Below are 15,749 nucleotides of genomic sequence, written 5' to 3' on the forward strand. Positions count from 1 at the left end.
CCACACCCAGGAGGAGCCCCCATGTCCCGCATGCTGTTCGTGAACCTGCCCGTCGCCGATGTCTCGGCCTCCCGCTCGTTCTTCACCGGTCTCGGGTTCGACATCAACGAGGCCTTCTCCGATGAGACGACCATCAGCGTCGTGCTCAGCGACATGGCGACCGTGATGATGCTGCAGACCGACCGCTTCCGTTCGTTCCTCGCCGACGGCGACATCACCGACACGGCGACCTCGCGCGAGGCGCTCCTCGCCATCTCCGCCGACTGTCGTGAAGCGGTCGATGCCCTCGCCGACGCAGCGCTCGCGGCCGGTGCGTCGCAGTGGACCGATCCGCAGGACCACGGGTTCATGTACGGCCGCAGCTTCCGTGATCTCGACGGCCACGCGTGGGAGGTCGTGTGGATGGACCCCACGCAGATGCCCGCCGAATAGCCCTCGCTCTGGGGCGCCCTGTGGGCCGTCAGTCGTTGGATGCGGTGGCCGGGAGGCCGAAACGCGCGAACTCGGCCACCAGGTCGCCGGCGAAGAACGCCACCACGTGGCGCACCGAGCCGTCGGTGTCGAGATCGAGGACCTGCAGCTGGAACGGGCGGTGCACGCCGTCGTCGCCGATCATGTACAGCCCGAACGCCGGCTGCCCGCCGTTGGCGGTGGTCGGCAGCAGGATCTGATCGCCCGCCTTCTCGGCCGGGCAGTTGCCGCGGATGAGCTTCCCGATCTGCTCGCCACCGAGATACCAGCCGGTGAACGGCGGCATCTCCCAGATGGAGGAGTCGGTGAACAGCGACACGATCGCGTCGACGTCGTAGTCCTGGAACGCGGCCACATAGCGCTCGAGGGTCGCGCGTTTCGTGGACTCGTCCAGCTCGGTCACCGAGTCGCGTTCGGGGGCAACCTCTTTGAGCTGGGCCCGGGCGCGCTGCTGGAGGCTGTTCACGGTCGCGACCGTGAGCCCTAGGGTGTCGGCGACCTCGGCGGCGCGCCAGGCGAGCACGTCACGCAGGATGAGGACGGCCCGCTGTCGTTCGGGCAGGTGCTGTAGCGACGCGATGAACGCGAGCCGGATCGACTCGCGTGAGCCCACTACCTGAGCCGGATCGGCCGATTCCGGAGGTGCCGCGGCATCATCGGCGTAGGGCTCGAGCCACGGGACCTCGTGGTCCTGCAGCAGAGGTGCCTCGGGGTCGTAGGCGTCGCCGCCCAGACCGCTGGGGAGCGGACGGCGCTTCTTGCTCTCCAGTGCGGTGAGGCAGGTGTTGGTGGCGATCTTGTGCAGCCAGGTGCGCACCGACGCCCTCTGGTCGTAGCCCGCATACCCGCGCCAGGCCCGGATGTAGGTCTCCTGCAACAGGTCCTCGGCATCGTGGTGGCTGCCCATCATGCGGTAGCAGTGCGCCATGATCTCGCGACGGTATGGCTCGATGATCTCGAGGAACTCGCTGTCGGTGACCGTCTGAGCGGATGTCTTCGCTGCCGGTGCGGTGGGCTGGGCTGTCATGCGTGCCAGGGTACGAAGAATCGGACAGTTGCGCAGCGGTTACCGGGACCAGAAGCCGGCGTGTACCTCGCGCGCCTTCGGCAGGTCGACGGGGCCGCGGACCTCGATCTCGCGCACCCCGCGGGCGAAGACCTCGCGGCAGGGGAGATCGAGGACGGGGTTGGCCGGGTCGGCGCCGGCCAGCTGGCGTAGCTCCGACTCGGCCAGCGCGTAGACCACGGCCCCGATCCCGGCCCAGTAGATGGCGCCCGCGCACATCGCGCACGGTTCGGTGCTGGCGTACATGGTCATGGTCGACAGGTCCGCGCGGCTGATGCGGCCGCCCACCGTGCGCACGAGGTTCGTCTCGGCGTGGCCGGTCGGATCGCGGTCGGTGACCACGGTGTTCAGGCCGCTGCCGACCACCGTCCCGGACCGGCCCACCAGTACCGCTCCGAACGGGTGGTCACCACTTGCCCGTGCCTGTTCGGCGAGGTCGATGGCCTGGAGGAGGAAACCCGCGTCGTCCACGTCGTCGACGGTAACAACATGCGGTTGGATTGCGTCGGTGGTGCTGACGGTGCTGACTGTGTGGAAACGGTCGTCGAGTGTGCTCACTGCACACCGCGAGCCGACGACGAGGCAACGCACACTCGGCGTCCGGCTTCCGCACCGTCAGCGGCAGGAGACCGCAACCACCCACCCGAAATACACTCACGTTCAACACTATTCACCAAAATCAATCTCCCACCCCTCGAACACGCGTGCTAGAATAGACGTACAGTCACACCTGGGGAGGAGCGTCACCGTGAACGATCTCGTAGCGGATTACGCTGCCCTGGAACAGATCTTGAACAAGATCGCTGCATCCGACTCCACAGCGTGCGACGACGAGACCGTCGCCGAGCTGGCGATCCGCCACGAACACACCATCCGCCGAATGGAATCCATCGGCAACCAGCGCATCCTCGAGGTCTCCGACCGCGACGCCCACCGCACCGTCGGATGCGTGACCGTCACCGAATTCCTCCAGACGAAACTCCGCATCACCCACCCCAAGAAGCGGCTCGACGCAGTCCGGTCCCTCGAACCCATGCACGCGATGACCGGTGAGAAGCTGCCGCCGGTGTGCCCGAACACCGCGCGCGAGTTGGCCGCCGGAACGATCGGGCCTGATCACGTCCACGCGGTGTTGGACGTGCTGAAGAAGATCCCGTCGGCCGGCGACGTGGAGCAGCGGGCGCGGGCAGAGGAAGTCCTGGCCGAATTCGCAACCACGTTGACGCCGAGAGAGATCACCGCCGCCGGCGTGCGGATCCTCGCCCACCTCGATCCCGACGGGCAATTGACCGACGACCGTGATCGCGCACGGAATCGGAAGCTGAATCTCGGGTGTCAGGACAGCCAGTTGATGTCGAAGCTGACCGCGACGTTGGATCCGATCACGCGAGCCCTGTTCGACGTGGTTCTCACTAAGTGGGCCGCGCCCGGGATGAACAACCCCGACGACGACCTGTCCCCAAAAGGCGACCACGACGACGCCGATCCCGAGTTGTTGCGGGAGGCCGCGGACCGGGATTGCCGCAGCCAGAGTCAGCGGAACCACGATGCGTTCAAAACTTTGCTGGATGCTGCGGTCAACGGTGGCCTGCTTGGTGGCTCGCATCGGGGTTTGCCGCCGCAGATCATCGTGTCCATCACCGACGCACAGCTCCGGGAGCACGCCGGTGTAGCACGCACCGCCACGGGAATTGACCTGCCGATCAGCGACGTCGTGAAACTCGCGGCCGAAGCACAGCCCCACCTGGCCGTCTTCAGCGACGTCACCAACGAACCGTTGTTCTTCGGCCGGTCCCAACGATTGGCGTCGCAGGTGCAACGGTTCATGGCCTTCACCCAGTACGGCGGCTGCAGCAAGGACGACTGCACGACACCGTTCGCGACACCGAAATGCATCACGCCGAACGCGATTGGGCCGACGGCGGACACACCGACTCGCCACACATGGCTCCCGCCTGTGGTCGACACAATCGAGCCGTCGGACCCGAACCGCATCAGTGGAGCACGGAGAAGATCACCGACGGCCCCGACAAGGGCCGCTACGGGTGGCGTCGTAACACCGACCCACCCGACCAGGTTCGCGCCAACCACCTGCACCGGATCGACGAACTGCTGCAACGACATTCCCGAGAGGTCGATCCACCGTGCCCCGAGCGGAGTGAACCGCCGCCGGCTCGGAGCTTCGACCTCACCTGGCCCCGGGCTCCGCTGTACCTCGCTGCCTCATAGCTGGTTGCGTTCTACCACCGCTGACTGTGCGGAAAGTCGGCGTCGAGTGTGCGCTGTTCGGCTGTGAACTCACGCGTCGCGGTGAGCACACTCGACTGGACTTTCCACACACTCAGCACCACCACCACCCGACTCGACTATTCACACACTCAGCCGTCGCGCCTGTGCGCCTGGATGCCGGTGAGGATCAGGTCGATGCCGGCGAGGAATTGGTCGCGGTCGTCGTGATCTCGGAGGGCGGCAGCCATCTGGCGGACGAACGGGAACTCGACCGGATCGAGGTCGGCCCATCGATCGGCCATGGCGGCGAGCTGCGTCGCCCGGTCGCCCAGATGCGTTCGTGTGCGGGCGGTCTGGGCGTTCTCCGCGTTCTGGCCCGCGACACCGAGCACGTAGTTCACCAACGCCGACGTCGCATCGAACGCCTCTCGGGACGACAGCGCGCCGAGCGTGACCACCCGGCTGCCGATGCTCTCGAAGAACCGCATCAGCGAGTCCTGCCCGGCCTCGCGAGGTAGCTGCCCGCCGACCCACGGGTGCGCGTCGATCGCATCGAACATCCCCACCGCGACGGTGCGAATGGCCCGCGCCGGATCGTCCTCGTCGACCACCGACGACACGACCGGTTCGACGACCACCGACGTCGCTGCACCCAACAGTTCGTCCTTGTTCGCCACGTGGTGATAGATCGCGCCCGCACCGGTGTTCAACCGCGTCGCCAGCACGCGGAACGTCAGACCGGCGGCGCCGTCGACGTCGAGGATCGCGACGGCCTCCTCCACGATCCGATCCGTCGACAACGCATCGGTGCGGCGCTCAGCTCGTCGCGTCGTGGGCATGCCTCATCTTGACATTGTTGGAACGACGTTCCAAGCTATTGGCAATGGAATGGCGTTCCAACGAGGCGAGGAGTAACCCATGAACACGAACATCACGATCATCGGCGCAGGTCTGGGCGGTCTGGTGCTGGCGCGGGTCCTGCACGTCCACGGCATCGCCGCGACGATCTACGAGGCCGAACCCTCGGCCATGGCCCGTACCCAGGGCGGCCAGCTCGACATCCACGAGAACGACGGCCAGGTCGCCCTCGCGGCCGCCGGCCTCACCGCCGAGTTCCGCACGATCATCCACTCCGGTGGCGAGGCCATGCGGATCCTCGACCGACACGCGACGCTGCTCTACGAGGACGTCGACGACGGCACCGGCGGCCGCCCCGAGGTCCTGCGCGGCGACCTGCGGCGCATCCTCATCGAGTCGCTGCCCGCCGACACCATCCGCTGGGGCGCGAAGGTGACCCACATCCTCTCGCTCGGCGACGGGCGACACCGAGTGGTCTTCGACGACGGATCGAGCGTCGAGACCGGCCTCCTCGTCGGGGCCGACGGCGCGTGGTCGAAGGTGCGTCCGCTGGTGTCGGATGCGACTCCTCAGTACTCGGGGATCACGTTGGTCGAGACCTACCTGCACGACGTCGACGACGAGCACCCGGAGGCGGCCGGCGTCGTCGGTGACGGCGCGGTGTTCGCGCTCGCGCCCGGACGATCGATCTCGGTACACCGCGAGGCGAATGCCGTCCTGCACACGTACGCCGCGCTGGTCGAACCCCTGGACTGGTTCACCGGCCTCGACGTCACCGATGCCGCCGGGATCGCGACCGTCATGACGGGTTTCGCCGACTGGGCACCGGCGTTGACGGCGCTGATCACCGACCACGACGCGACACCGGCATTGCGTCCGATCCACGGTCTGCCCATCGGGCACGAGTGGTCGCATCGGTCGGGGGTGACCCTCGTCGGCGATGCCGCGCACCTCATGCCACCGGCCGGTGACGGTGCGAACCTCGCGATGATCGACGGTGCCGAACTCGGGCTGGCGATCGCCGCGCATCCCGACGACCTCGACGCGGCGATCGGGAGCTACGAGCAGACGATGTTTCCCCGCAGTCGCGCCGCGGCCCACGACTCGGCCGCCATGCAGGAGCTGCTGTACGGCGATCGCGCCCCGCAGTCCCTCGTGGAGTTCTTCACCGGCACGCACGCGAGAGTCGCTGCCGAGGGCTGAACTCCGACGGGATCAGACGGTCGCGCTCAGCGGCGGTGGAGTTCCGCGCAGCACGAATCGGCCGATGTGCTGGTACTTCCAGCGGACCGGGTCGTGCAACGTGTGCGTGCGGGCGTTGCGCCAGAAGTGCGACAGGTTGAGTTCATCCACCGCGCTGCGGGTCCCGCTCACCTCGAACAGTGCCGACGACACCTCGGTCGCCGCGCGATCCGACACGATCTTGGCCGTCGCGACGGCCGTGGAGGCCTCGGCGGCGAGCAGACGGGGATCGTCGGGTGAGGTGATGGTGGCGTCGACCGCGCGGGCCGCGGCGTCGAGTGTCGCCTCAGCCGTCGAGACGAGCACTGCGAGCTCGCCGAAACGCTGCACCAACAGCGGGTCGTCGATGGCGTTGTCCACACCGGCCTCGAACCACGGTCGCGACTCGGTCCGCACGAAATCGACTGCGGCATACAGTGCGCCGGCGGCGATACCGGTGTCGATGGCCGCGTGGATCAGCTGCGAGAACGCCCCGTAGGCGGCGGGCACCTCGACTGCAGGGGTCCGCGGGACGAGGTCGTCGTCGGCGACCGCGACCGCGGTGAACCGCGCCGTACCGCTGCCGGTGGTGCGCTGCCCGATGCCGTTCCAGTCGTCGATCAACTCGACGCCTTCGGCGTCGGGGGAGACGAACACGACGTACTCGCCCGGCTTGTGGTCGCCGTCGGCCTCGTCGAGACGGGCCAGCACGGCCAGCCGTGTCGCGAACAACGTCCCCGTGCAGTAGAACTTCTCGCCGTCGAGCCGGAAGAGGCTGCCGTCGCGCGTGATCCGGGTGTCGACACCGTCGGCGAACGCGGTCGCCCGTTCGGCCTGCGCGTTCGCGGCCCGGCCACCGGCGAGGACATGGGCGAAGTGTCGCGCCTTCTGCTCGTCGGTCCCGGCGAGGCGCAGGAGGTTGAGATTCGTGAAGTGGCTGTGCGGGATCTGTGCGACGTTGGGGTCGGCCGCGGCCAGGATGCGCACCACCTCGGCCACGGTCGACGGCGGCAGATCCGGCCCGCCGAACGCGGCGGGGACGGTGATCGCGAGCAACCCCGACGCCGAGAGGGCCTCGATCTCGGCGTGGGGTAGCGACCGCTGACGGTCGCGCTCCGCCGCGCCCGGACCGAAACGCGCAGCCAGACAGCGAGCGGAATCGACTGCCTGGGTGTGGGTCTCGATACGGGCGGCGACGGATGCGGTCATGACTAGACCGAGACCTTCTCGGCGGCCTCGAGCTCACGCACGAGCGGCATGACCTTCTCACCGAAGTACTCGATCTCTTCCTGGAAGTGCAGGAAGCCACCGAGGATGAGGTCGACGCCGAGCTTCTTGTAGGCGACGATCCGCTCGGCGATCTGCTCGGGCGTACCGATCAGCTGGGTCTTGAACCCGTCGTTGTACTGCACGAGGTCCTCGAACTTCGAGTCCGCCCACATGCCCTTGCCGTCGGAGGTGGACTTGCCGGCCTGCTGCACCGAGTCGCGGAAGCCCTCCACCGCGGGCTTGTTGGCCTTCTCGATGATCTCGCGCAGGGTGTCGCGGGCTTCCTTCTCGGTGTCGCGGGCGATGATGAAGCCGTTAAGGCCGAACTTGGTCTCGCGGTTGTGGGCCTGGGCGACCGAGCGCAGGTCCTCGATCTGCTCGGTGACGCCGTCGAAGTCCTTGCCGTTGGAGAAGTACCAGTCGGCGAACTGACCACCGTTGCGGCGCGCGGCCGAGGAGTTGCCACCCTGGAACAGCTCGGGGTTCGGGCGCTCGGGGGTGTTGAGCGGCTTGGGCTTCAGGCTGAAGTCGCGGATCCGGTAGAAGTCGCCGGCGAACTCGACGTTGTCCTCGGTCCAGATCTTCCGGATGACCTCGAGGAACTCGGCGCTGCGACGGTAACGCTCGTCGTGCTCGAGCCACGGCTCACCGAGGGCCTTGAACTCGCCCGAGAACCAGCCCGAGACGACGTTGATCGCGAAGCGGCCGTTCGACAGGTGATCGGCGGTGGCGCCGAACTTCGCCAGCACGGCGGGATGCCACAGACCGGGGTGGATCGCGGTGATCACCTTGAGCTTCTCGGTCGCCATCAGCAGTGCCAGCGAGAACGACGTCGACTCGTGCTGGAACTCGGCGCCGTACGACGCCATGTACCGCACCTGCGACAGCGCGTACTCGAACCCGACCTTCTCGGCGGTCTGCGCGAGCTTCTTGTTGTACTCGAACTCCCAGTTGGTGCGCTGCTCGATGTCGCTGGTGACCAGGCCACCGCTCACGTTCGGGACCCAGTAGGCGAACTTCACTTCGTCGGCGATCTTCTCGGTGCTCATCTCATGTCTTTCGTGTTCGGGATACAGCTGGATGTCGGGTGGGCAGAACAGAACGGCGTGTCAGGATGCGCCTGCGCGCTCCAGCGTAGGCAGGAACGCCCCCTGCACAGGGTGCGCCGTGGCGATTCCACTGTCGATGAGACCACGCCGCGCGAGTGCGGGACGCACGCCCTCTCCCACGTGGTACGCCTCCTCGAGATGCGGATAGCCCGAGAGGATGACGTGCTCGATACCGAGATCGGCGTACTCGGCGATCCGTTCGGCGATCTCCTCGTACGATCCGACGATGGCGGTACCGGCGCCACCACGGACCAGTCCGACGCCGCTCCACACGTTCGGGTGGATCTCGAGCGCGCGGGCATCGCCACCGGCGACGAATCCCGAGCCGCCGCCGTGGAGCTCCCGCATGCGTTGCTGCCCCACCGACTCCGACCGCGCCAACGCGGCCTGGGCGTCGGCCACGACGCCGGGGTCCAGAGCGGAGAGCAAGCGGTCGGCCTCGGCCCACGCCGCCTCGGAGGTCTCACGGGCGATGACGTGGAATCGGATCCCGAAGTCGACCGCGCGGCCGGTGGCGGCGGTGAGATCGCGGATCCAGTCGAGCTTCTGCGCGACCGCGGCGGGCGGCTCACCCCACGTGAGGTAGGTGTCGGCATGCCCGGCGGCAACGGTCCCCGCGGCCGGCGACGACCCGCCGAAGAAGACCGGGGGCAGCGGGTCCGGCCGCCGCGAGAGTGCCGCACCCTCGACCCGAATGTGCTTGCCGTTGAACGTCAACGGCTCGTCGGAGGTCCACAGGTGCCGCACGATGTGAAGGAACTCGCCAGACCGCTCGTAGCGTGCGTCCTTGGAGAGGAAGTCGCCGAACGCGCGCTGTTCGGCCGATTCGCCGCCGGTGACGACGTTGAGCAGCAGTCGCCCACCCGACTGCCGCTGCAGCGTGGCGGCCATCTGCGCGGCGAGGGTCGGACTCGTCAGGCCGGGCCGCAGCGCCACCAGGAACTTCAGGGTCTCCGTCGACTCGACGAGCATCGCCACCGACAGCCACGCGTCCTCGCACCACAGGCCGGTCGGGGTGAGGACCGAGTCGAAGCCGTTGATCTCCGCGGCCCCGGCGAGCTGTCGCAGATACCGCAGGTCTGCCGGCCGGTCGCCCGACATCGCTGCGCCGTGGCCGCCCGCCATCAGGTTCCGCGAATCGCCGTACGTCGGCAGGAACCAGTGAAGACGCAGGGACACGATGTCCTCTCGGGGAGACAGGGGGCTGATGACACCCCGGCCCGTGCGCGCACGTGGACGAGGTCGCGCTCCAGTCTCGCCGCGTACCGATCCATGGGCAGGGGTTGGAATCGCGGTGATCGAAAAGCCCTCGTGCGGCTGCCTTTGCCGTGGTCGGCGGCTCTTGCTAGATTGCGCTCATGCCGAGCACGACGTCGTACATCCCGGAGGTCACCTACGTGATCACCGCGTTGGGTTGTCGTCTGCCGTTCGCACGTCTTCTCTGTCGCACGAATCTCTGACCTTTTTCAGACATTCGTTCTCCACATCCACGCAGTTCACGCGCGGTGTGGCACATTCGACAGGGACATCTTCATGACCGCTTCACTCGATCATCTCTCGACCCGTACCCGGCGTCCGGCGCAGACCCGCACCCGACTGTCCGGACCCCGACCCGGTAGTGGTTCCCGTCCGCTGGCGATCGGTGTCGCCGACGGGCCCCTCACCGGCCAATCGCTGCGAACCAGGACCCCGACCATCCACATCGCGACCCCCCAACTCCAGCTGTCGACACGCCCGTCGGCCGTGGTGTTGCGGACCGCGCGACTGCAGGGCCCCATCTTCCGCGACGACGCCGCGGCCGGTTCGGGTCTGTCCATCTCGACGGTGAACCGTCAGGTCAGCGCCCTGCTGAAGGCAGGCCTCGTTCGGGAGCGCGCCGACCTGGCCCCCGCAGGCGCCATCGGTCGCCCGCGTCTGCCGTTCGAGGTCAACGTCGCCGACTTCCTCACCGTCGGCATCCACATCGGCCTCAAGGTCACCTCGATCACCACCCACGACCTGCTGCACCGTGTGGTCGGCGCGATCCAGATCCCGACCCCCGCCGGCGACAACCCCGAACAGACCCTGACCGCGATCGGTCTGTCGGCCCGTCGCTTCGCCTCCCGCTGGCCCTCGCAGCGACTCCTGTGGAGCGGTGTCGCCATCGGTGGCCGCGTCGCCGAGGGCGGTTTCGTCGACCATCCACGCCTGGGCTGGACCGCCGCGCCCGTCGGACCGGTGCTCTCGCAGACCATCGGACTGCCGGTCTCGGTCGCCTCGCACGTCGAGGCGATGGCCGCCGCGGAGCTGCTGGTCAACCCGCAGCAGTCGGTGGGAACCGACGAGCCGGGGAGCTTCCTGTACTTCTACGCCCGCGAGATGGTGGGCATCGCGTTCACCGTCGGCGGCACGGTCTACACCCCGAGCGCCGGCCCGCCGGTGATCGGTCACTTCCCGAGCGGTCCCACCACGCTTCTCGACCCGCGTCGCACCGGCACCCTCGAGGCGTCGGCGAGCGACACCGGCGTGGTGGACGCGGCGCGTGCCGCCGGTCTGACCGTGGAGTCCGTCGAGGACGTGCACGCCGCGGCCGCCGCGGGCGACGACACCGCCTCGGCGATCCTGCTCGAGCGCGCCGAGGTGCTCGGTCGCGCGGTGTCGCTCATCGCCGACATCTTCAACCCCGACCACGTGATCCTGGGTGGTCAGGCCTTCACCGACGCCCCGTCGACGCTGCCCGCGGTGGCCCGCGCCGTCCGGGCGACCCCGGCGGCGAGCAACCGCGACGTCCGCGTGACACGGGCAGGTGCCGGCGTGCAGCAGCAGGCCGCAGGCGCGGTGTCCCTCGACGCGATCTACAGCGACCCGATCGGAGCCCTCGCTCTCACCGCGTGAGACCTCAAACACCGACCGGTTCGGTCTCTTCTGTGAAGTCGACCGCGGTGGCCTGCGCGCCCACCAGGGTGAGTACGGCCACCGCGACGGCGGCGATCGCGACGGTCACCGACAACGCCATCGGGTACCCCCATCGCTCCGAGAGGTGTTGCTGGATCGGCAGGTTCAGCGCGGCGATCACGTTGCCGAGCTGATAGGTGACGCCGGGGTAGAAGCCGCGGATGGCGTTGGGCGACATCTCCGACAGGTGCGCGGGCACCGACGCCCAGGCGCCCTGCGTCGCGGCCTGGATGAGGAACGAACCGAGACAGAGCATCCCGGCCGTGGTCGAGTAGGCGAAGATCGGGATGATCGGCAGGGTCAGGACGGCCCCGACGAGGATGGCGCCCTTGCGCCCGATACGGTCCGACGCCCATCCGAGGACGAATCCGCCGATGATCGCTCCGACGTTGTAGATCACCGCGATCCAGGTGGCGGTCGCGGCGTCGAGGCCTGCGCCGCGGTTCTCGTCGGACTTGAGGAACGTCGGGTAGAGATCCTGGGTCCCGTGCGACAGGAAGTTGAACGCGGCCATGAGGATCACGAGGAACACGAAGCGCCGCAGCACCTTCGGGTTGAGGAACACCGTGCGGACCGAGGTCTTGTTCTTCTCCAGCAGCGCCTTCGTGTTCACCCACACCTCGGACTCGCGGACGTTGAGTCGGATGATGAGGCTCACGAACGCGGGGAGGATCGACAGCGCGAACAGGTACCGCCAGCTCAACCCGAGCCACGAGTTCACCACCAGGAACGCGACCGACGCCAGCAGGTAACCGCCGGCGTATCCGCCCTGCAGGATCCCGGAGAAGAAGCCGCGACGGTGCGCGGGCACCTTCTCCATCGACAAGGCCGCTCCCAGCCCCCACTCGCCGCCCATGCCGATGCCGTAGAGCAGCCGCAGCACGAACAGCACCCAGTAGTTCGGGGCGAAGGCACACAGGAAGCCGATCACCGAGTACAGGCACACGTCGACGATGAGCGGTGTGCGGCGACCGATCTTGTCGGCCCAGATCCCGAACAGGTACGCCCCGACCGGTCGCATCACCAGGGTGACCGTCGTCAGGTAGGCCATCTTGTCGAGAGACACACCGAAGTCGTCGGCGATCTCCTTGTAGACCAACACCAGGATGAAGTAGTCGAACGCATCCATCATCCAGCCGAGATAGCTCGCCGCGAAGGCCGAACGCTGGTCGGTGTCGAGTCTCTCGCCGGCTGATCGCATGCGTGGAGTGTCCGTCCCGTCGCCATGGTGTCTGTGGCTAACGGCTTACCCGAGCCGGGTGCGAAACACCAGGCGGCGCTGCGGCTTTGACCGAGATGCGCGTTATGTCGGAGATGGTCGTCTGCGGGCGCGGTGTCCTCCGGTGCGCTCGTCACCCGGCGAGGTCAACCCTCGCCGGGTGACGGGACGCGTCTCGGCGCGCGCCCGGTCAGTCGACGGTGCGCTTGTTGTAGGCGCGCAGTGCGAACGGGGCGAGGATCGCGGTGAGACCGATGGTCCACAACACGGTCGCGAGCACCGGGTGGTGCAGCGGCAACTGCGCCGAGGGAGCGGCGGCGGGACCGTTGCCCCACAGCTCGCGCATCGCCTGTACGAGCGACGAGATCGGGTTCCACTCGGCGATCACGCGCAACCACGTCGGCATGGGCCCGGTGGGGACGAACGTGTTGGCCAGGAACGTGATCGGGAAGAGGACGGTGAACATCACACCATTGACCGCCTCCACCGACCGCATGAGCGAACCGACCAGGATGCCGAACCAGATCATCGCGAACCCGAACAGGAGGATCAGCGCGAACGCGCCGATCGCCTCGCCGACACCGTTGCGGATGCGCCAGCCGATGAGCAGACCGGTCACGGCCATGACCGCGATACCGATCGACGAGTGCATGAGGCTGGCGATGGAGCGGCCGATCAGCACCGACGACCGCGCGATGGGCAGCGACCGGAAGCGGTCGATGATCCCCTTCTCGAGGTCGGAGGTGATGCCGGTGGCCACGACGAACGCCGAGAACACGATGGTCTGCCCCATGATCCCGGGTAGCAGGAACTCGCGGTAGGAGACGCCGCCGGTGTCGGTGATGGACGCGCCGAACACGAACGCGAACAGCAGCACGAACATGATCGGCTGGATGGTCACATCGGAGAGCATCTCCGGCATGCGCTTCGTGTGGATCAGATTGCGCTTGACCATGATCCACGACTGCTGCGCGAGATTGGTGTCGCGGATCTCGGGTCGGGTGATCACGACGGTGGGTGCGGGGGCGGTGGTGGTCATACCGAGGTCTCCTGAACTGAGGTGGCGGGATCGGTGTCGGCGGCGTTGTCCTCGGCGGTGTGGCCGGTGAGGGAGAGGAACACGTCGTCGAGGCTGGGGCGCGACAGCCCGATGTCGTCGACGGCGATGCCGCTCTCGGTGAACCAGCCGATCACCCGGTTGAGATCGGCGAGGCCCTCGGCGGGCGCGGTGAGTCGGCGCGCGCCGAGATCGACGAACACCTCGCCGCCGGTCTTGCGGAGCAGTCCCTCGGCGGCGCCGATGTCGTCGGCGTGCGACACGGTGAGTACCAGGCTGGCCTGACCGGCCTGTTCCTTGAGCTGCAGCGGCGAACCCTCGGCGATGATGCGGCCCTTGTCGATGACGACGATGTTGTCGGCGAGTTGGTCGGCCTCCTCGAGGTACTGCGTGGTCAGCAGCAGGGTGGTGCCCTGTTTCACCAACGCGCGCAACACATCCCACAGCTCCGAACGACTCCGCGGGTCGAGTCCGGTGGTCGGCTCGTCGAGGAACAGGACCGGGGGTGCGGCCAAGAGACTGACCGCGAGGTCGATCCGTCGGCGCATACCGCCCGAGTACCCCTTGACCGGCCGGTCGGCGGCGTCGGTGAGGGAGAACTGCTCGAGCAGTTGGTCGCCGATGGCCCTCAACTGCTTGCGGCCGATGCCGTAGAGCCCGCCGATCATCATGATGTTCTCGCGGCCGGTGAGGATCTCGTCGACCGTGGCGGCCTGCCCGGTGAGTCCCATCGCGCGACGGATCTGCTTGGGCTGCTCGACCACGTCGTATCCGGCGATGCGGGCGGTCCCGCTGGTGGGCGGGGTCAACGTGGTCATCATGCGGACGGTGGTGGTCTTACCGGCGCCGTTCGGGCCCAGTAACCCCAGGACGGTGCCCTCGGGGACGGTGAAGCTGACCCCGTCGACAGCGGTCTGGTCGCCGAACTTCTTGACGAGGTCGATCGCCTCGATGGCGGGCGCGGAGGTGGGTGCGGACATGGGTGTCAAGGTAGCGGTCGAGTCCGACAAATCGCCATGCGATTTGCGGGTGGTCACCTCGGGTACAGGGGTCATGGGACGGGCTCCTCGAGAGATCGGGCGTGATGGTCGCGGTTGCGTCGGCGGGTGGCTGTCGGATGCAGGGGTTGACCGGCGCGGTACGCGGAACTCATCGGTGATGTCGTCACGGGAGCGGAGAATCCGGCGGAAGCCGAAACCTACGCTACCGTAGGTTCATGGCAACGACGCCGCTCATCGCGGTGACCCTGGAGAACGCCGACGCGGTCTACCGCTATTACGCCGAGCACCAGCAACCGCGGTGGAAGTCGCGATTCGCCTACTTCTACCTCGCGCGTACCTACCGACCCCGCGTCGGCTTCGACGGCGACGCCCGCGGGATGATCGCCGCCCTGATCCGCAGCGGTGTGCCGATGGTGATCTGCGCGAACCACCTCACCGACCGCGATCAGTTCATCCTCGCCGCGACCGCCTGGCGGTCGACGCTGCGGCCACGGATCGGGCACACCCGTGTGCTCGCGAAGGACGAACTGTTCGTCGATCCCGGCCAGCGCGCGAAGATCGACATGATGGGCGGCATCCCGGTGTTCCGCGCGAAGAATCACGACACCCGCACCGCCGTCGCGGCGGGCCGGCAGATGATCGACATCTGCGTCGAACGTGCGGCCGCCACGGGCGACAGCATCGCGATCTTCCCCGAGGGCACCCGCAACGAGAACCCGGCGGTGCTGCTCCCCATCGCGAGCGGGGTGGGCCACATCGGCTCGGGCATCGCGCGCCGCACGCCGGTGGCGCTGGTGTCGATCGGCATCGCCTATCCCGACGCCAGCTGCCGCGACGCCGAGGTGGTGATCGGTGAACCCCGCACCATCGCCGCCACCGACAAGCCCGCCGCGATCACCCGCACCGTGCGGGTCGACCTGCAACACGCGGTCGACCTCGCGCGCGACCGGCTCGCCGGCCGGGCCGATCACCCCCGGTCGAGGTAGAAACCCGCCGTCTCGGTCGCGACCGCCGCCACGTCACGCGCGGTGTCGGGGTCGATGTCGTGATCGGAGTGCAGCGCGGCGGCCAGGGCGTCGCCGCGCAGGTCGCGGGTACGCAGCAGATCCCAGGCGAGCTCCACCAAACGCACCGAGGTGGGGTGGTCGAGGGCTGGACGGTTCGAGCGCAGCGCCGTCGCCGCCCAGTCCGCGTCGAACGTGCCCCGCGGCGGTCCGAAGACACGCTCGCCGGAGGAGTAGGGATCGGACACACCGCGACCGTACCAACCCCGTGGCCCCGCAGGGATTTGGCGAAGTCCGTCCACCGGTGACGC

At 67.9% G+C, this 15,749-nt stretch carries 15 protein-coding genes; 5 read left to right on the forward strand and 10 right to left on the reverse strand.

The window, feature by feature from the left end; genetic code table 11:
* The first annotated feature begins 21 nt into the window (after nt 1-21).
* On the forward strand, nt 22-432 hold the full coding sequence (locus TU34_RS02210) for a VOC family protein (protein ID WP_045821208.1): 411 nt from the start codon (nt 22-24) through the stop codon (nt 430-432).
* Nucleotides 433-460: 28 nt separating this feature from the next.
* Here the strand turns inward: TU34_RS02210 and TU34_RS02215 are convergent, their stop codons facing one another.
* On the reverse strand, nt 461-1,498 hold the full coding sequence (locus tag TU34_RS02215) for a sigma-70 family RNA polymerase sigma factor (RefSeq protein WP_045821209.1): 1,038 nt from the start codon (nt 1,496-1,498) through the stop codon (nt 461-463).
* A gap of 39 nt (nt 1,499-1,537) precedes the next feature.
* Nucleotides 1,538-2,008 carry a nucleoside deaminase gene (locus TU34_RS02220; RefSeq protein WP_045821259.1) on the reverse strand — a complete coding sequence of 157 codons (471 nt, stop codon included), beginning with the start codon at nt 2,006-2,008 and terminating at the stop codon, nt 1,538-1,540.
* Nucleotides 2,009-2,285: 277 nt separating this feature from the next.
* Here TU34_RS02220 and TU34_RS02225 point away from each other — a divergent pair, with 277 nt between their 5' ends.
* The gene (locus TU34_RS02225) at nt 2,286-3,833 is read left to right on the forward strand and encodes a DUF222 domain-containing protein (RefSeq protein WP_052688624.1); all 1,548 of its coding nucleotides are present in this window, start codon (nt 2,286-2,288) and stop codon (nt 3,831-3,833) included.
* Between the two features lie 82 nt (nt 3,834-3,915).
* Here the strand turns inward: TU34_RS02225 and TU34_RS02230 are convergent, their stop codons facing one another.
* Nucleotides 3,916-4,605 (reverse strand): TetR/AcrR family transcriptional regulator, encoded by a 690-nt coding sequence (locus TU34_RS02230; protein WP_045821210.1) that lies wholly within the window; start codon nt 4,603-4,605, stop codon nt 3,916-3,918.
* Between the two features lie 79 nt (nt 4,606-4,684).
* Here TU34_RS02230 and TU34_RS02235 point away from each other — a divergent pair, with 79 nt between their 5' ends.
* Entirely contained in the window at nt 4,685-5,827 is a 1,143-nt protein-coding gene (locus tag TU34_RS02235) for an FAD-dependent oxidoreductase (RefSeq protein WP_045821211.1), read from the forward strand.
* A gap of 12 nt (nt 5,828-5,839) precedes the next feature.
* Here TU34_RS02235 and TU34_RS02240 read toward each other — a convergent pair whose 3' ends face one another.
* The 3 genes from TU34_RS02240 to TU34_RS02250 are packed head-to-tail and all read right to left on the reverse strand — an operon-like array spanning nt 5,840 to nt 9,402.
* On the reverse strand, nt 5,840-7,054 hold the full coding sequence (locus TU34_RS02240) for an SfnB family sulfur acquisition oxidoreductase (RefSeq protein WP_045821212.1): 1,215 nt from the start codon (nt 7,052-7,054) through the stop codon (nt 5,840-5,842).
* Nucleotides 7,055-7,056: 2 nt separating this feature from the next.
* Entirely contained in the window at nt 7,057-8,163 is a 1,107-nt protein-coding gene (gene sfnG, locus TU34_RS02245; protein WP_045821213.1) for a dimethylsulfone monooxygenase SfnG, read from the reverse strand.
* A 60-nt stretch (nt 8,164-8,223) separates the two neighbouring features.
* Nucleotides 8,224-9,402: an LLM class flavin-dependent oxidoreductase gene (locus TU34_RS02250; RefSeq protein ID WP_045821214.1), complete on the reverse strand. Its 1,179-nt coding sequence runs from the start codon at nt 9,400-9,402 to the stop codon at nt 8,224-8,226.
* Nucleotides 9,403-9,756: 354 nt separating this feature from the next.
* Here TU34_RS02250 and TU34_RS02255 point away from each other — a divergent pair, with 354 nt between their 5' ends.
* The gene (locus TU34_RS02255) at nt 9,757-11,097 is read left to right on the forward strand and encodes an ROK family transcriptional regulator (RefSeq protein WP_082079763.1); all 1,341 of its coding nucleotides are present in this window, start codon (nt 9,757-9,759) and stop codon (nt 11,095-11,097) included.
* A gap of 4 nt (nt 11,098-11,101) precedes the next feature.
* On the opposite strand, the gene TU34_RS02260 is transcribed toward TU34_RS02255, so the two are convergent.
* The 3 genes from TU34_RS02260 to TU34_RS02270 form a co-directional block, all read right to left on the reverse strand.
* Nucleotides 11,102-12,358 (reverse strand): MFS transporter, encoded by a 1,257-nt coding sequence (locus TU34_RS02260; RefSeq protein WP_045821215.1) that lies wholly within the window; start codon nt 12,356-12,358, stop codon nt 11,102-11,104.
* A 208-nt stretch (nt 12,359-12,566) separates the two neighbouring features.
* Nucleotides 12,567-13,415 (reverse strand): ABC transporter permease, encoded by an 849-nt coding sequence (locus TU34_RS02265; RefSeq protein ID WP_045821216.1) that lies wholly within the window; start codon nt 13,413-13,415, stop codon nt 12,567-12,569.
* Entirely contained in the window at nt 13,412-14,413 is a 1,002-nt protein-coding gene (locus tag TU34_RS02270; protein ID WP_045821217.1) for a daunorubicin resistance protein DrrA family ABC transporter ATP-binding protein, read from the reverse strand. Before TU34_RS02270 ends, TU34_RS02265 begins: the two co-directional genes overlap by 4 nt.
* A 236-nt stretch (nt 14,414-14,649) precedes the next feature.
* Here TU34_RS02270 and TU34_RS02275 point away from each other — a divergent pair, with 236 nt between their 5' ends.
* Nucleotides 14,650-15,420 (forward strand): lysophospholipid acyltransferase family protein, encoded by a 771-nt coding sequence (locus tag TU34_RS02275; RefSeq protein ID WP_045821218.1) that lies wholly within the window; start codon nt 14,650-14,652, stop codon nt 15,418-15,420.
* Here TU34_RS02275 and TU34_RS02280 read toward each other — a convergent pair.
* On the reverse strand, nt 15,402-15,686 hold the full coding sequence (locus TU34_RS02280; RefSeq protein WP_045821219.1) for a hypothetical protein: 285 nt from the start codon (nt 15,684-15,686) through the stop codon (nt 15,402-15,404). The genes TU34_RS02275 and TU34_RS02280 overlap by 19 nt on opposite strands.
* Between the last annotated feature and the right edge of the window lie 63 nt (nt 15,687-15,749).

The organism is Williamsia herbipolensis (assembly GCF_000964005.1).
GTDB classification, from domain to species: domain Bacteria; phylum Actinomycetota; class Actinomycetes; order Mycobacteriales; family Mycobacteriaceae; genus Williamsia_A; species Williamsia_A herbipolensis.